Origin of the sequence: Methylophaga sp. UBA3603 (assembly GCF_002375335.1) — a bacterium.
Taxonomy (GTDB): Bacteria; Pseudomonadota; Gammaproteobacteria; order Nitrosococcales; family Methylophagaceae; genus Methylophaga.
In genome coordinates, this window is sequence record NZ_DFMC01000002.1 from 15884 (window position 1) to 34541 (window position 18658).

The 18658-nt window shown below is 44.5% G+C and carries 17 protein-coding genes; 7 read left to right on the forward strand and 10 right to left on the reverse strand.

Features of this window, described 5'->3' with window-relative positions; translation table 11 throughout:
- Nucleotides 1-24: 24 nt before the first annotated feature.
- From ctpA to B4F66_RS00675, 3 genes are read left to right on the forward strand one after another with little or no spacing between them, the layout of a single operon-like run.
- Nucleotides 25-1356 carry a carboxyl-terminal processing protease CtpA gene (ctpA, locus tag B4F66_RS00665; RefSeq protein WP_292358665.1) on the forward strand — a complete coding sequence of 444 codons (1332 nt, stop codon included), beginning with the start codon at nucleotides 25-27 and terminating at the stop codon, nucleotides 1354-1356.
- An 11-nt stretch (nucleotides 1357-1367) separates the two neighbouring features.
- Nucleotides 1368-1922, forward strand: a complete 555-nt coding sequence (locus tag B4F66_RS00670) for a DJ-1 family glyoxalase III (RefSeq protein ID WP_292358663.1) — start codon at nucleotides 1368-1370, stop codon at nucleotides 1920-1922.
- Nucleotides 1923-1934: 12 nt separating this feature from the next.
- Nucleotides 1935-2738, forward strand: coding sequence for a response regulator (locus B4F66_RS00675; RefSeq protein WP_292358661.1), 804 nt, complete (start codon nucleotides 1935-1937; stop codon nucleotides 2736-2738).
- On the opposite strand, the gene B4F66_RS00680 is transcribed toward B4F66_RS00675, so the two are convergent.
- Complete coding sequence (locus B4F66_RS00680) at nucleotides 2735-3631, reverse strand: LysR family transcriptional regulator (RefSeq protein WP_292358659.1); 897 nt, start codon at nucleotides 3629-3631, stop codon at nucleotides 2735-2737. The genes B4F66_RS00675 and B4F66_RS00680 overlap by 4 nt on opposite strands.
- A gap of 100 nt (nucleotides 3632-3731) precedes the next feature.
- On the opposite strand from B4F66_RS00680, the gene metE reads away from it, so the two are divergent.
- Nucleotides 3732-6011: a 5-methyltetrahydropteroyltriglutamate--homocysteine S-methyltransferase gene (gene metE / locus B4F66_RS00685; protein ID WP_292358657.1), complete on the forward strand. Its 2280-nt coding sequence runs from the start codon at nucleotides 3732-3734 to the stop codon at nucleotides 6009-6011.
- 60 nt (nucleotides 6012-6071) lie between these two features.
- Here metE and B4F66_RS00690 read toward each other — a convergent pair whose 3' ends face one another.
- From B4F66_RS00690 to B4F66_RS00705, 4 genes are read right to left on the reverse strand one after another with little or no spacing between them, the layout of a single operon-like run.
- Entirely contained in the window at nucleotides 6072-6779 is a 708-nt protein-coding gene (locus tag B4F66_RS00690) for a (5-formylfuran-3-yl)methyl phosphate synthase (RefSeq protein ID WP_292358655.1), read from the reverse strand.
- A complete protein-coding gene (locus tag B4F66_RS00695; RefSeq protein WP_292358653.1) occupies nucleotides 6769-7353 on the reverse strand; it encodes a DUF447 domain-containing protein in 585 nt (194 codons plus the stop codon). Before B4F66_RS00695 ends, B4F66_RS00690 begins: the two co-directional genes overlap by 11 nt.
- A complete protein-coding gene (locus B4F66_RS00700; RefSeq protein ID WP_292358651.1) occupies nucleotides 7325-8800 on the reverse strand; it encodes a DUF6513 domain-containing protein in 1476 nt (491 codons plus the stop codon). Before B4F66_RS00700 ends, B4F66_RS00695 begins: the two co-directional genes overlap by 29 nt.
- Nucleotides 8793-9353, reverse strand: coding sequence for a flavoprotein (locus B4F66_RS00705; RefSeq protein WP_292358649.1), 561 nt, complete (start codon nucleotides 9351-9353; stop codon nucleotides 8793-8795). The genes B4F66_RS00700 and B4F66_RS00705 overlap by 8 nt, the downstream gene beginning before the upstream one ends.
- Before the next feature lie 138 nt (nucleotides 9354-9491).
- On the opposite strand from B4F66_RS00705, the gene B4F66_RS00710 reads away from it, so the two are divergent.
- Nucleotides 9492-10805, forward strand: coding sequence for an NAD(P)/FAD-dependent oxidoreductase (locus B4F66_RS00710; protein WP_292358647.1), 1314 nt, complete (start codon nucleotides 9492-9494; stop codon nucleotides 10803-10805).
- 68 nt (nucleotides 10806-10873) lie between these two features.
- Here the strand turns inward: B4F66_RS00710 and B4F66_RS00715 are convergent, their stop codons facing one another.
- From B4F66_RS00715 to B4F66_RS00730, 4 genes are all read right to left on the reverse strand, one after another.
- A complete protein-coding gene (locus B4F66_RS00715; RefSeq protein WP_292358646.1) occupies nucleotides 10874-11431 on the reverse strand; it encodes a cytochrome b in 558 nt (185 codons plus the stop codon).
- Between the two features lie 93 nt (nucleotides 11432-11524).
- Nucleotides 11525-13939 (reverse strand): DNA topoisomerase (ATP-hydrolyzing) subunit B, encoded by a 2415-nt coding sequence (gyrB, locus tag B4F66_RS00720; protein ID WP_292358644.1) that lies wholly within the window; start codon nucleotides 13937-13939, stop codon nucleotides 11525-11527.
- A gap of 74 nt (nucleotides 13940-14013) precedes the next feature.
- Complete coding sequence (gene recF, locus B4F66_RS00725) at nucleotides 14014-15090, reverse strand: DNA replication/repair protein RecF (protein WP_292358642.1); 1077 nt, start codon at nucleotides 15088-15090, stop codon at nucleotides 14014-14016.
- A 113-nt stretch (nucleotides 15091-15203) separates the two neighbouring features.
- Nucleotides 15204-15368: a rubredoxin gene (locus tag B4F66_RS00730; protein WP_292358641.1), complete on the reverse strand. Its 165-nt coding sequence runs from the start codon at nucleotides 15366-15368 to the stop codon at nucleotides 15204-15206.
- Between the two features lie 140 nt (nucleotides 15369-15508).
- Here B4F66_RS00730 and B4F66_RS00735 point away from each other — a divergent pair, with 140 nt between their 5' ends.
- Nucleotides 15509-16420, forward strand: coding sequence for a hydrogen peroxide-inducible genes activator (locus B4F66_RS00735; RefSeq protein ID WP_292358639.1), 912 nt, complete (start codon nucleotides 15509-15511; stop codon nucleotides 16418-16420).
- On the opposite strand, the gene B4F66_RS00740 is transcribed toward B4F66_RS00735, so the two are convergent.
- The gene (locus B4F66_RS00740) at nucleotides 16417-16905 is read right to left on the reverse strand and encodes a hypothetical protein (RefSeq protein WP_292358637.1); all 489 of its coding nucleotides are present in this window, start codon (nucleotides 16903-16905) and stop codon (nucleotides 16417-16419) included. The genes B4F66_RS00735 and B4F66_RS00740 overlap by 4 nt on opposite strands.
- Nucleotides 16906-17092: 187 nt before the next feature.
- On the opposite strand from B4F66_RS00740, the gene murJ reads away from it, so the two are divergent.
- Entirely contained in the window at nucleotides 17093-18637 is a 1545-nt protein-coding gene (gene murJ, locus B4F66_RS00745; protein WP_292358635.1) for a murein biosynthesis integral membrane protein MurJ, read from the forward strand.
- Nucleotides 18638-18658 lie beyond the last annotated feature (21 nt).

An 18658-nucleotide genomic window follows, 5' to 3' on the forward strand; every position in this document is an offset into this window, starting at 1 on the left:
TTTGAAATAAGGAATAAAGTTCATATGCGCTTTTTGAAACGTGATTTTGCGCTGGTAACAGCGGGTGTCATTATCGGCATCACATTGATTTTTGGTCAAATGGTATCAGCCGAGAAAGACACTGTCGCAAAGCCTGACTTGCCAATAGACGATCTAAGAGCTTTCTCTGAAATTTTCGGCCGCATCAAAAGCAGTTATGTAGAGCCGGTGGAAGACAAAGCTCTGCTGGAAAACGCCATTCGCGGCATGCTTTCTGGACTGGATCCCCATTCATCCTACCTTGATCTCAGCGAATTCAAGGATCTCCGTGAAGGCACATCTGGAGAGTTTGGTGGCTTGGGTATAGAAGTATCAATGGAAGATGGCTTCGTCAAAGTGGTTGCACCAATTGACGAAACACCCGCTGCTGAAGCAGGTGTAAAAGCCGGTGACCTGATTATCCGTCTCGATGACACCCCTGTTAAAGGTCTGACGCTGACTGAAGCCGTAGACATCATGCGTGGTGAACCGGGCAGCAAAATTGTTCTGACGATTATTCGTGAAGGCGCTGATAAACCGCTGAAACTGGAACTGACTCGCGCCATTATCAAAGTGAAAAGTGTACGCACCGAAGTTCTGGAGCCAGGTTATGGTTATGTACGAATCACTACTTTCCAATCACCAACCGGTGAGAATCTTCGTGACGCCGTAAATCAACTCAAGACTGATAATGGTGGCAAATTAAAAGGTCTGGTGCTTGATTTACGCAATAATCCAGGCGGCGTTTTAGATGCAGCGGTTGAAGTTTCTGATGCTTTCCTCAACAAAGGCATGATTGTCTACACTGAAGGACGTATTGAGGATGCCGATCAAAAATTCCACGCCAAACCTGGTGATATGCTGAATGGCGCGCCTATTATTGTGCTGGTAAATGGTGGCTCAGCTTCTGCTTCTGAAATTGTTGCCGGGGCTTTGCAGGACCATCAACGGGCCGTGATACTGGGTACTAAAACCTTTGGTAAAGGGTCAGTACAAACGGTTATGCCTTTAACCAATGATACCGCGGTCAAGATGACAACCGCGCGGTATTACACCCCTTCTGGACGCTCTATTCAGGCAGATGGTATACACCCTGATATCGTGATTGATGCCTTACAAATCAGTGCAGCTGAAGATAATGGCTTCCAGCCGCTGCGAGAAGTTGATCTCAGTCGTCATCTGGAAAATGGTTTACTGGAAGAATCAGACGAAACTCCGGCCGACGCGGAAGCGGGTCTCGATGAAGAAGAGGAAAAACAGCCTTTAGCACTGCGTGATTACCCGCTTTCTCAGGCATTGAACCTGCTGAAAGGCATGAACATTATGAGCAAACGTTAAACGCTATTTTCATGGCAACGGTATTAATCCCACTCGCTGAGGGCTTTGAGGAAATTGAGGCGGTCACGCTGATAGATGTTCTCAGACGGGCTGAGATAGATGTTGTTACTGCCAGTTTGACGGAGGATCTAAACATTACTGCCAGCCGTGGTGTCCGCTTGGTGGCGGATGCCACACTGGATGCAGTGATTGATGATGAATTCGACATGATGGTTCTGCCGGGCGGACAACCCGGCACCAACAATCTGAATGCCGATCAACGGATTCATGCGTTGCTCAAACGGTTTAACCAGGCTGATAAATGGCTTGGAGCAATATGTGCAGCACCCATGGTTCTGGCACATGTTGGCCTGCTAGAGGGGGTGAGCGTCAGCTGTTATCCAGGTGCACTGAAGCCCAGCGAATGGCCAGAAATTCAATTCAGTAATGATGCTGTCGTCTGTGATAATAAAATCATTACCTCCCGCGGACCGGGAACGGCAATGGCTTTTGCGTTAACAATTATCGAAAAACTTATGGATGAAGAGACTCGCGAACAAGTGGAAACCAGTCTCGTTATTCGCTAAAACGGAACCAGCATGTACTCACTTAATGAATCAGAACTCTCGATATTACTGGTTGAGCCATCTTCCGTTCAGCTGAAAATCATCATGCGTGAATTACGCCAGGCGGGAGTGAATAAAATTGATGGTGTTCACGATGGCGCGCAGGCTATCGTGGCTATGCAAAAGTATCCCCCGGATCTGGTGATCAGCGCCATGTATTTGCCTGACATGACCGCGACTGAACTACTCTCATCAATTCGTCGACTGGATAATCTGGAAAACACCCATTTTATGCTGATCTCCAGCGAATCAAATATTGAAGCACTTGAGCCTCTTCGCCAATCCGGTGTCGTGGCCATTCTGCCCAAACCCTTTGATCACGCTAATCTGCAGCGTGCCATCCGTACCACCCTGCAGCATATTGATCCAACTGAAATTGAATTACAGAATTACGAAGTAGAACAGCTGGAAGTTTTACTGGTCGATGACAGTCTGGTATCACGTAACCATCTAATGCGCGTGTTTCAGAACATGGGCATAAACCAGATTCATCAGGCTGAAAATGGTATTGAAGCGATTGAAATGCTCAAACAACAGAGTTTTGATTTGGTGGTGACCGATCTGAATATGCCAAAAATGGATGGTCAGGCGCTGGTTGAACATATCCGCAGCGAGATGGGCAATACTTTTGTGCCCATTTTGGTTGTGACCAGTGAGCAGAACCAGACCCGATTGGGTCAGGTTGAGCAGGCGGGCGTATCGGCTATTCTGGATAAACCTTTTGAACCTGAGTCTATCCGTGAAATCCTTTATCGAGTGCTTGACGAACAAACTTAATCGGTCACAGCATTGCTGGATTTCACGCCAAGGGAAATAAATTTTTGCAGGTAGCTGACGTCCTGGTCTAACTCTCTTATAGCAGCATAAAGCGTTTTCGCCAAACCGCCTCTTCCAAGCCGTATCGCTTTAACCGGAAGCGTTTGACAAAACTCATTGGCCAGCCAGTTAGGCAACACTGTCACCGCTCTTTGTAACGCCACCATCTGCACCATAATATCCATTGATTGCATGGCTTTGGTTCGAGGGTTAATACCTGCGGGCATCAAAAACTGGGTAAACACATCAAGTCGTTCATGGGCGACGGGAAACGTCAGCAATAATTCCTTGTGCAGTGCTTCAGGCTGAATAAATTTCTGCTTACTTAATGGATGACTTTCAGCCACCAGCAAAACCAACTCATAATCAAACATCGGCTGATAAATTACGCCGACCTGTTTAACGGCATCCGGCGTCACCAGCAAATCAATATGATGATTCAATAACCCTTCCATACCTGAAAACTGAAATTGATGCACAATATCCACATCCATTTGCGGCATTTCGCGTAGATAGTCTGCCAGAATTTTTTTCAGCCATTCATAACAGGGGTGGCACTCAACTCCCAGACGCAAAATACCTGCGCGTCCCTCCGAATAGGCCTGTAAGGTCTGCTCAGTTTGCTCCAAAACCGGTAAAACCTGCTGAGCAACCTGCAACATCAGTTCACCTGCCTGTGTCAGTCTTAACTTACGACCATCCCGCTGCCATAAGCTTATTTCCAACTTTTGTTCCAGATAACGGATCTGATGCGATAAGGCGGATTGTGTGAGAAATAAGGCATTGGCTGCTGCCGTTAAACTGCCATTTTCTGCCAAGGCTCGAATAATTCGTAAATGCGCGCGCTCAATCATATATGAACATCTCTCATGAATAAGTAAATAATCATCATTATTGCTCATCAATAAGACTGATTACAATGAAGCTTTTTGAAACCGACTGAGAGGATATCGAATGGTCACCACACATAATCTTGGCTTTCCCCGTATAGGCGGCCAACGAGAATTAAAATTTGCTCTGGAGCGCTTCTGGCGTGGTGAAACGTCTGTTGAGGATTTAGAACAAACTGGTAAAACATTACGTTTACGTCATTGGACATTGCAAGCTGATCTGGACCTGGTGCCTGTTGGAGACTTTTCCTTTTATGATCACGTTCTGGACACCAGTCAGCTGCTGGATAACCTGCCATCACGGGTTGATAAAAATGCTGATGCCATGACACAGTATTTTCAGGCATCGCGTGGACAAGCAGGTTCATCCTGTTGCAATCACCAGGTCGCCGCTGCAGAAATGACAAAATGGTTTGATACCAATTACCATTATCTGGTGCCGGAATTTAACGCGGAAACTGCCTTTAAGGCATGTCCGGAACGATTGCTGGCGCAAATCAAAGAAGCAAAAGCTGCAGGTTTTAAGATAAAACCCGTTCTGGTTGGTCCGGTAAGCTATCTCTGGCTGGGGAAAACCAAGGACGAAACTGACAAACTCGCTTTGCTGAATAAATTATTACCGGTTTATGCAGAAATTCTCGATCAATTGGCAGATAACGGTGTCGAGTGGGTACAAATCGATGAACCTGTTCTGGTCACTGAGCTGTCAACGGAATGGCAACAGGCTTTGCAGAAAGCCTACTTCAGTTTAGCGAAATGTCGTGTCAAATTGTTGCTGACGACCTATTTCGGCCAACTTCAGCAAAATCTGCAGCTAGCTTGTGAATTACCCACAGCAGGACTGCATATTGATGCGATCAGTGCTGCAGATGAACTTGTCAGAGTGGTGGACTGGCTGCCTTCACACAAAGTTTTATCAGTGGGCATTATTAATGGCCGTAATATCTGGAAAACCGATCTGAATAGGGCGCTTGAGCTGCTGGAGCCGATTCATACGCGACTTGCTGAACGCTTATGGCTGGCTCCAAGCTGTTCGTTGCTGCATGTGCCTATTGATTTAAACTCTGAGCATAATCTTGCTGAAGAAACACTTGACTGGCTGGCCTTTGCGGTACAAAAGCTGGAAGAGTTATCGATATTAGCTCAGGCGCTCAATCTGGGGCGTGAAGGTGTTGCCGCACAGCTAGCAGAAAACAAACAATCCATTCAACGTCGCCAGCAGTCCACTCGCGTTCATAACCCGGCCGTTAAACAGCGCTGTGAAGCAACTCATTCCGCATCAGGCCAGCGGCAGAGTACTTATTCACAACGAGCAGCCCTTCAACAGCAAGCGCTACAGTTGCCGGCATTCCCAACGACTACCATTGGCTCTTTTCCACAGACCAATGTTATTCGACAGACACGTAAACAGTTTCGCCTGGGTCAACTGGCTGATGCTGAATATCGCCAGCAAATGCAGGCGGAAATTCGCCATGCCATCGATAAACAACTCGAGTTGGGCCTTGATGTACTGGTACATGGTGAAGCTGAACGCAATGATATGGTCGAGTATTTCGGTCAACAACTACAGGGTTTTGCATTCACCGACTATGGCTGGGTTCAGTCCTATGGTTCCCGTTGTGTGAAACCACCGATCATCTATGGTGATGTCTCACGTCCTGATCCGATGACCGTTGAGTGGATTCAATATGCCCAATCATTAACCGACAAACCAGTAAAAGGGATGTTGACCGGGCCAGTCACCATTCTTAACTGGTCTTTTGTCAGAGATGACCAGCCACGTAGCGAAACCTGTAAACAGATTTCACTGGCGATTCGGGATGAAGTGATCGATCTGGAAAGTGCCGGGGTCAACATCATTCAGATTGATGAAGCCGCCTTGCGGGAAGGTTTGCCACTTCGTCAATCTCAATGGCAGACATATCTGGAGTGGGCTGTGGAATGCTTCCGAATCACCGCTAATGGCGTGTCAGATGAGACACAGATCCATACCCATATGTGTTATTCCGAATTCAACGATATTATCGAAGCTATTGCCGCCATGGACGCCGATGTCATCACCATTGAAACCTCACGTTCGCAAATGGAATTACTGGATGTTTTTCAGGAGTTTGACTATCCCAATGCGATAGGTCCGGGTGTCTATGATATTCACAGTCCGAATATTCCATCAGAGCAGGAGATGGTGGAATTGCTCAAACTGGCCGCACAGCGAATTGATAAAACGCTGTTATGGGTGAATCCTGACTGCGGTTTAAAAACCCGTCGCTGGGAAGAAGTGGAGCCTGCATTAAAAGCCATGGTTTCAGCAGCAAAATCACTAAGAGTAAAACTGGCTGCTTGATAAAGATATGAACCGGGTAGGGGAGGTAACTTTCTCTATCCGGTTTTTTTGCGTCTGCGTCTAACAGGCCAAAACTTCAGGTAAAGCCACGTTCAATTTATTTTGAATTTGTTTGGCCAACTCCGGATCCAGACGATTAGTGCGACGATGCTGCTGACATAACGCACTGCGAAACCCAAGGTAATCCGGCTGCAATGGACTGAGTGTTTCAATATCTTCAATCCTCAGTGCGCCGGCCAAACCGCACAACATTCCAGCGGATTTTGCCTCCACAACAAACTGTTGCAGAACTTCTACCGATAAATGATTCAACAATCCCTGACCATCTTTGCGGGCAGTATCCAGCATCACGCCAGCGAATCCAGATTTTGCCAGTAATGGAATTAACTTCTGCTGTGGTAACTGATCAGCAAAGATAACGGCAATCACCGGTGTGCTAAGACTTTTGATAGTAGGCTCAAGTTGTTGAATGCATTGGATAAGGCCTGGTTCATCAAATAGCCCGATTTTGACATAATCCACACCTGTTTCAGCCATGTTGCGAATGGCTGCTGAAGTTATCTCAGCTTGCATGGGTAAATCACCCACCGTTGCACTGCAAAGACAACCTTTGTTGATCCAATTAACGATCTCAGTGACAGTTTGATGGTTTAAAGCTCCCAGAGCACCTTCTGACGGGTTTTTCATATCAAGGATATGTGGCAACTGCTCCACTAGAGATTTTGCTTCATCAAGCGATTCTACGCTGGCTAACCACTTAGTTATCATTTAGCTTTATTCCGGATTGTTCAACTTTTTCCATTAACCAGCTCCAGGCCTGGAGCTCACGTTCACCGGCCGTTTTCTCAATAGCGATAGTCAGGTAGTCAATTTCGTCGCGAACTTTATGCTCTGGCAACATGCCCAGCCGACTCACCAGAATGGCAGCCTCAATCACTGCATTCTGGGCACGATTAAAACCTCTGAAGGGCTTATGGTTTACATCGCAAATTACAGCGCCGTAAAAACAGGCTCGTGGGTCATCATCTTCCAGACGAACAATTTCCAACTCAATATGTGATAGCGCATCTGCAATATATTCACCTTCAATCTGCTGACAGGGGGAGGTGGGCCAATCACGATGCCCGGTTAACGCACCAGCAAAAATCCGTACATCATCGACAAAATTTATTGAACACTGACCATGCCGAAGCAGGTTATCGTAAGTACTGGATGGTTTGAAAGGCTTTATATGAAAGTGACCGTTTACTTCGCTTATCCCCATTGGTGCAGAATGCACCTTTCCATTTTCTGATATCGTGGTGACGATAACTTCATGTATCCGGCTTGTCAGCAGTGCCACAGGCGCGCTCCTGTTTTTTGGTTTTTTTAATATCGGCCGTGCCACAGGTCCGTTGCTGATCTTTTTGCATCGTAGTGCCTTCAGCCTTCTGCCGGGTCAGATCTTCCTGTTCGGTTTCAACAGCACAACCCCATTGCAGATCTTCATCCTGAGTATAACGTTTCCCTAATTGCCAGGCGATCTCGGCACGTGCTAATTCCACCCCCAGGTAGAAGGCATGGCCCGGATCATCTTTCACTTGCAGCTGAGGGTAAAAAGCAAACGGATCGGTATCCTGCAACAAACCATCCCGATTAAAAACAAATATCCCTTTAGGGGCAATTTTTATTCGATAGTTTGGATCTTTTATATTCTCAGATAATTGAATAATTTCCTGTTCAGTATCGGTAAAAGGTCTGCGTTCATGGCTAACCAATAAATCTGCAGTGAAATCCCGTGGCAGGCTATTGTCATCGCGAGCGGCAAACATCATGCGTCGTGCCACATCAGCTTCTTTGATGGCCCGCCTTGCATGAGGACTGACTTCCGTCGCCAGCACATTGGTAATGTTTAACTCAGAAATAATGCCAAACAGCAGTGCATTAATTCCGCTGGTATCAGCATCCGTTAACTCGGTCAGATTACCTATTCCCATCATCATGGGTGCTTCTGGGTATTTTTGACGTAAGGTGTGATAACGAACTATCGACTCTGTAAGGCCAAAATGGATTGGATCCAGAATAGGATCGGCTATCCAGGGTTTTCCCAGCTTGTCCATTGCCTCCATAGCCCGTTCGAGCGAAGCCAGTGAACCCGGCTGCGCTGGAACCAGTATCGGGATGGCATCGGTTTCTTTCGCAAGGTCGATGGTTTTTTCTGTCAGACTCAGCAGGTAATCTGCACCCGCATTGCTAGCACGCCTTAAGTCATCTATTGAAAGTGAGTCCACACTAACTTTAAAACCATTTTCATGTAGGGCTGCGATAGCTTCTTCCATCAGCGGAAATTTTTCTTCCGGAAGACAACCAATATCAATGACGTTGGCCCCTGAATCACGGTAATAATTTGCCCGCTCCAAAATACCTGCAATATCCCTTTGGGGCGCATCAACAATCTCGGCGAAGATATTGACATCATAACGACTTAAATCAGGGATTTTCCGCTCCTTACCAAAGAATATCGGTAAATCTTTAATTTCATCCGGCCCCCGCACTACCTCAATCCCCAGCGTTTTACTCAATTCAGCCAAATCTCCACGGCAGCGACCGGGAACAATGATCTGTTTACAGTCCGCATAATCATCCGGCTTGAGCCGCCGGGCGATCATCTTATCGGTCATTAATGCGGCAACTGATAGACCCAATTGATGCACTCTATACTCGAATGGCAATGGCGCCATTTCCTGCAAAACCTTTTCAACACTGGGTTGAGCAAGTTTTCCGGTGAGAAAGAGAATGGTCTCAGCCATGATCGGCGTTAACGTGTTCCAGACGCTTTTTCAAAGTTTCGTATAAAGCCTCAGCTGATTCCACGACGGTGGTTGCTTCAAAACTACGCAGAGTTTCTGTATGCGCCAGATCAATGGCTCTTGGCCATAATCTCACCATACGGTCAGGGGCAGGTGTATCGACTTCGGATATGGCATCACAGGCAAGCACAATACTCGGAACACGGCACTTGCCTGCCTGAGCATACACGTTGGTAACCAGTGTGTCAGACAAGCCCATAACCATTTTCGCCACGGTGTTTGAGGTGGCTGGTGCTACCACCAGAGTATGATAATCCCCCCGATAGAATAATCCGACCGGAGGTGAGCTTGCGGCTCTATCACGATAAATATGACCTTCGTTGTTCAAGGTTTTTGGATCGTGACCATACATACGGATAACTTCTTCTCCAGCACGACTGTAAAACAGGTCTACATCCGGTAATTCACGGATAATTTCCAAACATTCATCCAGATAATGTCCTGAACCCGTGATTGCCCAGGCCAATTTTGGCTTTTCCGGCCTTGATTGCATGCTGTTATCTCAATTGATATTAAGCTGTGAATTTTGCCAGAGTCTGACCTACTAGTAAAAATTAGATAGGTCGATCGATTATATATAAGTTAAAATTAACCACATAATTTGCAACGGATTGATGGGAGTCGCATATCTATGTCAGAAGCAGTGCCAAAAATAGTTGTTGTTGGTGGTGGAGCAGGTGGCCTGGAACTGGTTACCAAACTCGGAAAAAAACTTGGTAAGAAAAAGAAAGCGGAAGTTACTCTGGTTAGCAGTACTCATACGCATATCTGGAAACCACTTTTACATGAAGTTGCAGCTGGAACCCTCGATTCTCATGAAGATGAAATTGAATACTTGAGCCAAGCCATGTGCAGTGGGTTTCGGTTTCGTCTTGGCCGAATGGAAGGTCTGGATCGCCAAAATAAACAGATAACGGTTGCGCCAACCTTCAATGAAGACGGTGTGGAAATCATTCCCCGTCGTAGTTTTGATTATGACTATCTCATTATTTCTGTTGGCAGTGTCAGTCATGACTTTGGTATCAAGGGTGTAAGCGATCATTGTCTGTTCCTGGATACCACTAAACAAGCCGAATATTTCCAGAATCAGTTATTGGAATCTTATCTGCGTGCGCATACCCAAGGACGTCCTCTCGATGAGGGTCAGTTAAATATTGCCATTGTCGGCGCTGGTGCTACAGGTGTCGAATTGTGCGCACAACTTTACGAAGTATCACATCTGTTAAATGCTTATGGTCTTGATGAAGTTAAACCACAGGATGTAAAACTTACTTTAATTGAAGCTGCTGATCGTATTTTGCCTGGGTTACCTGAAAATATTTCAGCTGCTGCTCAGGAGGAGTTAAATGATCTCGGCGTAGAAATTCTTGCTGGTGAGCGTGTTATTGAAGTTACCGAGACAGAGATCAAAACTCAAAGTGGTCGTAATATTCCTGCAGCAATCAAAGTCTGGGCAGCCGGCATTAAGGCTCCTGAGTTTTTGAAAGATATTGATGGTCTGGAAACCAACTGGATGAATCAATTGGTGGTAAAACAGACCCTGCAAACCACCTTTGATGATGATATTTATGCCATTGGTGACTGCTGTGCATGTAAATGGATTGGTCAGGATCAGAATGTACCGCCACGCGCCCAGGCAGCCCATCAAATGGCGTCTCTGGTTTATAAATCAATCGTTAATCGAATGAAGGACAAGGAGCTTCCTGAATATCATTACCATGATTATGGCTCTTTGGTTTCTTTAGGTCGCTACGGTACAGTTGGCAACCTGATGGGAAATTTAAGTAAAGGTAGTATGAAAGTAGAAGGTTTAATGGCCCGACTGATGTACCTTTCACTGTATAAGATGCACCAAGTTGCCTTATTTGGACCGTTTCGAGTGTTGATGTTATCGCTATCTCATCTTTTTCGTCGAAGCGTACATCCAAAAATTAAGCTACATTAATAATCATTGTCATTCATACAAAAAAGGCCCTTTTAAGGGCCTTTTTTAATTTCATTGCAACTACATCGTTATTTCCACAATGACATCCTACGGGTCACTTCTGTGCCATTTAATCGATGTTTTATGGCTGCCCCGATATGTATAACCAACAGTGTAATAAAAATATACGCTAACACCTGATGAATATCGGTAAACGTTTCTCTTGCAGAAGCATTTGCTTCAGCAAGGCGTGGTAACTTCATTCCCCATAGTTTGGTGTCATATTTACTGTACATGGATTGTAGATAACCGGTTATCGGCATCGCCACCATTACTCCATAAAGTAAATAATGTATTCCGCTGGACAGCTTCTGTTGCCAGTTTGCAATACTTGTCGGCAGTGGGGGAGTCTTATGTGTTAACCGCCAGACTACCCGTAACAAAATGAAGACTGCGACGGTGATACCCATTGATTTATGCAATAAAAACCAAAATGCTCGTACGCTTTCCTGGCCCGGCGCTAATTCTGACTCTTTTGGCAGACCAACCATCCATAGACCTAAGCCGATCATAAAGAAAATCATCGCCGCGATTAACCAATGCAAAATTATCTGCCCTTGATTGTAGCGTACGTCACTCGTCGTCATTATTTGCTCCTGAATACATGAAAAAAGGCCATCCAGCATCACTGAATGGCCTTCATAACCGACCGTTGGGTTGGGGAACAATTCCCGAATGGTTTAAATATCTAGATTAGATGCCTGTAAAGCATGCGTTTCAATAAACTCTCTACGAGGTTCAACATTGTCGCCCATTAGAGTATTGAAGGTTTCATCTGCTGTTATCGCATCTGAGATCCTGACCTGTAACAACCGACGCTTGGATTTATCCATTGTCGTTTCCCACAATTGTTCAGGGTTCATTTCACCCAAGCCTTTATAACGTTGTACATGCTGACCACGTCGGGCTTCAGCCATCAACCATTTAACTGCCTGTGAAAAATGCTGAACATTTTCATTTCTTTCACCACGTTCGATCTTCGCACCTTCACCAAACAAGCCATTGATTTTGTTAGAAAAAGACATGATCTTCTGATACTCGGTACTGGCAAAAAACTCTCCCGGAACATGAAAATCGTTACTAATCCCATGTCGGGTGAAACTGATATTCACATGAGGCATTGGTTCATTTTCATTTTTTTGTAGATCAAGAACGTAATATGTTCCTGTGGGCATGATGTCATTCATGCGTTGTTCTATCGCTTTCAGCCACTCTTTCATAGCGCCAGTTTCGCTGAAATCAGGTATTGCTGTTTGATAAATCAATTCGTCCAGGAAAGCAGGGTAATAATGATTTGCCAGCCGGGTAATAATGGCTCTGATGGTTTGATATTCATTGACCAGCTGCGCTAGAGCATTACCTTCAATAGGTGCTGCATCCGTTGTTGGATAGAGCACGGCATTTGTTAAAGCAACTTCTGTAAGGTAACGCTCCATTTCTGCGTCATCTTTTACGTAACGCTCCTGTTTACCTTTTTTGATTTTATATAACGGTGGCTGGGCGATGTAAACATGGCCTCGTTCGATTAGTTCCGGCATCTGTCTGTAGAAAAATGTCAGTAGTAACGTTCGGATGTGAGAGCCATCGACGTCCGCATCGGTCATAATAATAATATGGTGGTAGCGGAGTTTTTCCGGATCATATTCGTCACGACCAATACCGCAACCTAAAGCAGTAATCAACGTGCCCACTTCGGCCGATCCGATCATCTTATCGAAACGGGCGCGCTCAACATTTAAGATTTTTCCTTTCAGCGGAAGAATTGCTTGTGTTCTTCTATCACGGCCTTGTTTGGCACTGCCACCGGCCGAGTCCCCTTCCACCAGGAACAGTTCTGACTGGGCCGGATCTCTTTCCTGACAATCCGCCAGCTTGCCTGGTAAACCTGCAATATCAAGAACTCCTTTACGGCGAGTTAATTCTCTTGCTTTTCTGGCAGCATCACGTGCACGTGCTGCATCAATCATTTTGTTGGCAATCAGTTTGGCTTCACTTGGGTTTTCAATCAGAAAATCCTGGAAATGCTCATTAACTAAAGATTCTACAATGGTGCGAACTTCTGATGACACCAATTTATCTTTGGTCTGAGATGAAAATTTCGGGTCGGGCACTTTTACTGACAGTACCGCTGTGAGTCCTTCACGCGCATCATCGCCGCTGGTAACGACTTTAGATTTTTTTGCCAGACCTTCGCTTTCAATGTATTGGTTGAGGCTTCGGGTTAACGCCGCTCTAAATCCGGCTAAATGTGTACCACCGTCACGCTGGGGAATATTGTTTGTAAAACAGTAAATATTTTCTTGATAAGAGTCATTCCACTGCATTGCTAATTCGACCACGACATCATCGCGTAATCCGGAAATGCCAATGACATGCTCGTGAACAAATGTTTTATTTTTATTCAGATGGGTAACAAACGCTTTTATCCCACCCTCATAATGAAATACTTCAGTTTTCTCATCTCTTTCATCTGTCAGGACAATTCTGACACCAGAATTCAAGAAGGCTAGCTCACGAATGCGCTTGGCCAATATTTTGTAATCGTATGTGATGTGGGTAAAGGTTTCTTCGCTTGGCCAGAATTGAATTTTGGTACCTGTATCCTGCGTTTCTTCAAAAGCTTTTAACGGTGCATCCGGCACACCATGTGTATAATTTTGTTTGTGCAAAAAACCATTACGTTTGATTTCCAGTGTTAGTTTTTTGGATAACGCATTTACGACTGATATACCAACACCGTGCAATCCGCCTGAAACTTTATAGGAATTATCATCAAATTTACCACCGGCATGTAAAACAGTCATGATAACTTCAGCTGCAGATACTCCTTCACCTTCATGCATATCGACCGGAATACCACGACCATTATCCTCAACAGAAACGGAATCATCCGGATGAATTCGAACGTTTATTTCCGTGCAATGGCCAGCCAGAGATTCATCGATTGAGTTATCCAGCACCTCAAAAACCATGTGGTGCAAACCGGTTCCGTCGTCCGTGTCGCCGATGTACATGCCCGGCCGTTTTCTGACAGCGTCCAACCCCTTCAGTACTTTAATATTGGAAGAATCGTAACTATTATTTTCAGTGGTCATAAATTAGTCCATTTACAGCAAGGTGAAGCCTAATCGTTCATTCTACTATGTATCGTCTCCGGTTGACAGCTTGACTATACTTGCTCAATCACACCTCGTTCCACGTGGAACATAATGTCATTTTCTTCTTTTACCAACCTTGCTGATAACTCTGTATTTGTCGTCGTGATAAAGGTTTGCACCTTCAATTTTTTGATCGCTTGTAACACAGAAACCTGGTGCTCACGATCAAGTTCTGAGCTTAAATCATCAATCAACAATACGCTTTGTTGTTTATTTATCTGTTGCATTAAAGTTATTTGTGCCAGGCTGATAGCAAGAAAAAAAAGTTTCTGCTGTCCTCTTGAAAACAATTCTGCAGGATCTTGCCCATCTACTCTTAATGACCAATCTGCTGCATGTGGACCTGATCGGGTATAACCAAGCGCACGATCTCTATCAATTGTTTTATTCAAAATATCAGCAAAATCTTCCCCTTTAGGCCAGCCTGATAAATATCGTAATTCAAATTTTGAAGTTTTATAATCATTGCAAAGCAACATGAACCATTCTTTAAAACTAATCACTAATTGGTCCAGGTATTCATTCCGATAGGTTGCCAGTTTCAAACCATGCGCATTTAGCGATGCGTCCCAAACTTTTATTTCACTGTTCGGTTTTGCATTGCGCAATGCTGCATTACGTTGGGAGAGAATTTTTTTGTATGCTTGCCAATGATAAAAAAAATCTTGTTCCACGTGAAACAATCCCCAATCCACAACTTTTCGCCTAAACCGCGGACCCAGTTCAAAAAATTGGTGACAATTAGCCGGAATAAATTGAAGGGGAAGATGCGTAGCTAATTCAGATAGCTTTTTTAATGGAGCATTGTTAAGACGAATCTGTAAACCACTCGCATTCCCAAATTGTAATCCAACAGGAATACCCTGAATAATTCTGGCAAATAATTGAAAATATTGTTCTTCGTTTTGAATTACATTTTTCAAATTACGCGAACGAAAAGAACGCCCCATTGCCAGCAGATAGATAGCTTCCAACACACTGGTTTTTCCAGAACCATTTTCTCCAACCAGTAAATTCACACCAGAACTGGGGTAGAGTATTGATTTATGGATATTACGAAAATGCGTAAGGGAAAGTTCTGTCAGCACGTTGCGTTGCCAGATAATAATACGATTAGTTCGTTTTAAGTTTAAGAATTGAAAACAATAAGCTATATCGAAAAACGCTTAAAAATAAAGAAGCTGGATTTACGCGTCGCTGATCAAATTTCCAACATTTCAAAATCTTCTTTGCCCACACCACATTCCGGACATTCCCAGTCATCTGGAATATCGTCCCATGAGGTGCCCGGTGGAATGCCTTCTTCAGGTAATCCTCTGGCTTCATCATAGATGAACCCACACACTAAACACTGCCACTTACGCATGAAACCTCCTGACAAAAAAGTAATAATATGAATACATCTTACAACAAACGAATTTTGTATTGGCTGACGATTTGTCATTATATTTATGCTAACTTATATAAAACAAATCATTTTCAACTTAATAAGTGGATAGACCGATTATGAGACTTCCCACCTTACGGCAATTACAGTATTTGACAGCAGTCATTGATGAAAAACACTTTGGTCGTGCCGCAGAGAAGTGCCATGTGACACAATCCACTCTAAGTGCAGGCATTCAGGACTTAGAAGACTTACTGGAAGTTGGTTTACTAGAGCGTACCAATCGAAAAGTACTCACAACACCCATTGGCGAAGAAGTGGCTGACCGCGCCCGACAAATTCTCTCTTTAAGTGATGATTTGGTGGATTTGGCGCAAGCTGAGAAAAATCCTTTAGCCGGCAGAATCAGAATTGGCGTTATCCCCACTATTAGTCCGTTTCTACTGCCCCGTGTATTGCCCAAAATTCGTAAACAATTACCAGAGTTAGAGGTTTTACTGATTGAAGATCAGTCGGAAAGATTATTAGTACAAGTAGAAAATGGCACCATTGATGTAGCAATACTAGCCTTTCCGTTCAATACGCGAAATTTGAATTACCGGGTAATCTCACAAGAAGCCTTTTGGGTAGCCTTACCCCGACAACATAGTTTAAGCAAATATGAGTCACTGCAACCACATCAACTGCCAATAAACGAGTTATTACTATTAGCCGAAGGGCATTGTATGCGTGAGCATGCTATCAGTGCCTGTCAATTACCCGCTTCAGCACAACGGCGCAGTGTACAGGCGACCAGCTTGTACACGCTGATAGAAATGGTGGCAAGCGGTTTAGGGATTACCTTGATTCCACAAATGGCTATTAATTCCGATATGGTGCGTCATGCCGATATCTGTTTGCGACCGTTAAAACAGGATAGTCTGGCAAAACGTGAAATTGGCCTGGTGTGGCGTCCTAGCTTTCGCCGAACCAGTACACTTGAACAGCTTGCCTTGAGTTTTGCTGAAGCAATGGACGAAACATCTGATTAATGGTTAACCGCATAATCTGAACGCAGTTGTATAAAGCTTTGACGGATTAACACCGAGGTAAAAGGTGCTTGAAACCTTGCGGCAAGCAAAGCTCTTGGATTGATTAAAAAAACGGCATTTTCCAGGTCCTGTTCGGGGTAGGCTCTGCTTCTGGTAAAAAAATTCTTTAACGATTTATTTTCCGATGGTGTGCCATTAACAGTGATAATTCGAGCATCAACATCATGGGAATGGACAAGTGCAGTCAGTTCATCTATTTGCTGGCCACCAATATCTATAAGCACCAGTTGAACTGATCGATTTGCTAGCCCATCTTTAAGGTTTTTTAATACACGGAAAATAGCCTCACAATCATGGCAGCCAACAGACGGAATAAAGACAAAGCTCCACTTGCCAGAAAAAGCATCATTGGTAAATACGGAATGATCACTGGTATAAGCAAGAAACTGGGGTATTTCCAAGGTTGGCTCAAAGACTGTCAACATAGAACTGCTGCTATTTGATGATTCTGCTGGCGGCGGCTGTTGACTCAGTGTTAAAAAAAGCAATAGCAATAAAACAACCAAGCTAAGATATGTCAGTAAAAAACGCTTAGAATGAACATTTTTAAACATATTTTGCATTTTTAGCGCCTCACACGCTGAAAGCGTTTATCCAATAAAATAAGCGACTATGAAAGAAAAACTGCTTAAGTCTACCTTGGTTGTCAGTTTAATGACCTTTTTATCCCGAATTTTGGGATTTGTTCGAGATATTGTCATTGCCAGACTTCTTGGGGCAGGGATGGGCGCTGACGTATTTTTTGTTGCCTTTAAGATTCCAAATTTTCTCCGTCGCCTGTTTGCAGAAGGGGCTTTTTCACAAGCGTTTATCCCTGTTCTTGCTGAATATCGCGAACGCGGTGATCAGGATCTGAAACAGCTTATTGCCGCAACCAGCGGGACTCTTGCAGGCGTATTATTTTTTATTACGCTGATAGGAGTAATCGCCGCCCCCATAATTATTCTGATTTTTGCTCCAGGATTTATTGATCAGCCTGAAAAATTACAACTGGCCAGAGAACTGTTAAGGATTACTTTTCCATACATACTGTTCGTTTCACTTACCGCATTGGCCAGCTCCATTTTAAACAGCTTTGGTAAGTTTGCCGTGCCGGCATTTACACCCGTTTTTCTCAACATTTCAATGATTGGCTGTGCGTTATGGCTGGCACCACATCTGGATGAACCGGTAAAAGCGCTTGCCTGGGGGGTGTTTATCGGCGGGGTAGTGCAGCTACTGTTTCAAATGCCATTTTTAATGAAAATTGGCAGTTTGCCAAAACCACATTGGGGCTGGAAAGATGAAGGTGTGCAAAAAATTCTGCGATTGATGATACCAGCCATGTTTGGTGTATCGGTTTCACAAATCAACTTATTGCTGGATACGTTACTGGCTTCTTTTCTCATCACCGGCAGCATTTCATGGCTGTATTATTCTGATCGACTGGTCGAATTTCCATTAGGCATCCTGGGGATTGCACTGGCCACTGTAATATTACCCAATCTCTCGAAGAAACACGCCACAGCCTCCATGCAGGAGTTTTCACACACCATTGACTGGGCGTTACGCTGGGTATTTTTAATCGGTACTCCTGCTGCTATCGGCCTGATTATTCTTGCTGAACCGTTGTTGCTTACCTTGTTTCAATATGGCGAATTCACGCCAAATGATGCCCATCAGGCATCATTAAGCTTGATGGCATATGGTTTGGGCTTATTGCCGTTTATTTTTATCAAGGTACTTGCACCGGGCTTTTATGCCCGTCAGGACACCAAAACCCCTGTCAAAATCGGCATTATTGCGATGATAAGCAATATGGGACTGAACATTGTGTTGATGATTTATCTGGCCCATGTGGGGCTGGCTTTAGCCACGGCTTTATCAGCGATGCTCAATGCTGGCTTACTGTATTACACACTTCGAAAAAAAGCAGTCTATCAACCCATTGCTGGCTGGGGCTTATTTTTTGTCCGTATGCTGCTCGCCAATATCGTATTAGTAGCGTTCTTGTTATGGGTAACGCCGATTAATGGCGATTGGATAAGCTGGAGTGGCTGGCATCGGTTTGGCATATTGATGGGGCTGATAACGACTTCTGCAATTGTTTATTTTGCTGTATTAACGCTATGTGGCGTCAGGCTGAAAACATTAGTCACACCACAAAGCCAGGAATAAAAAAAGCCCTCCATCAGGAGG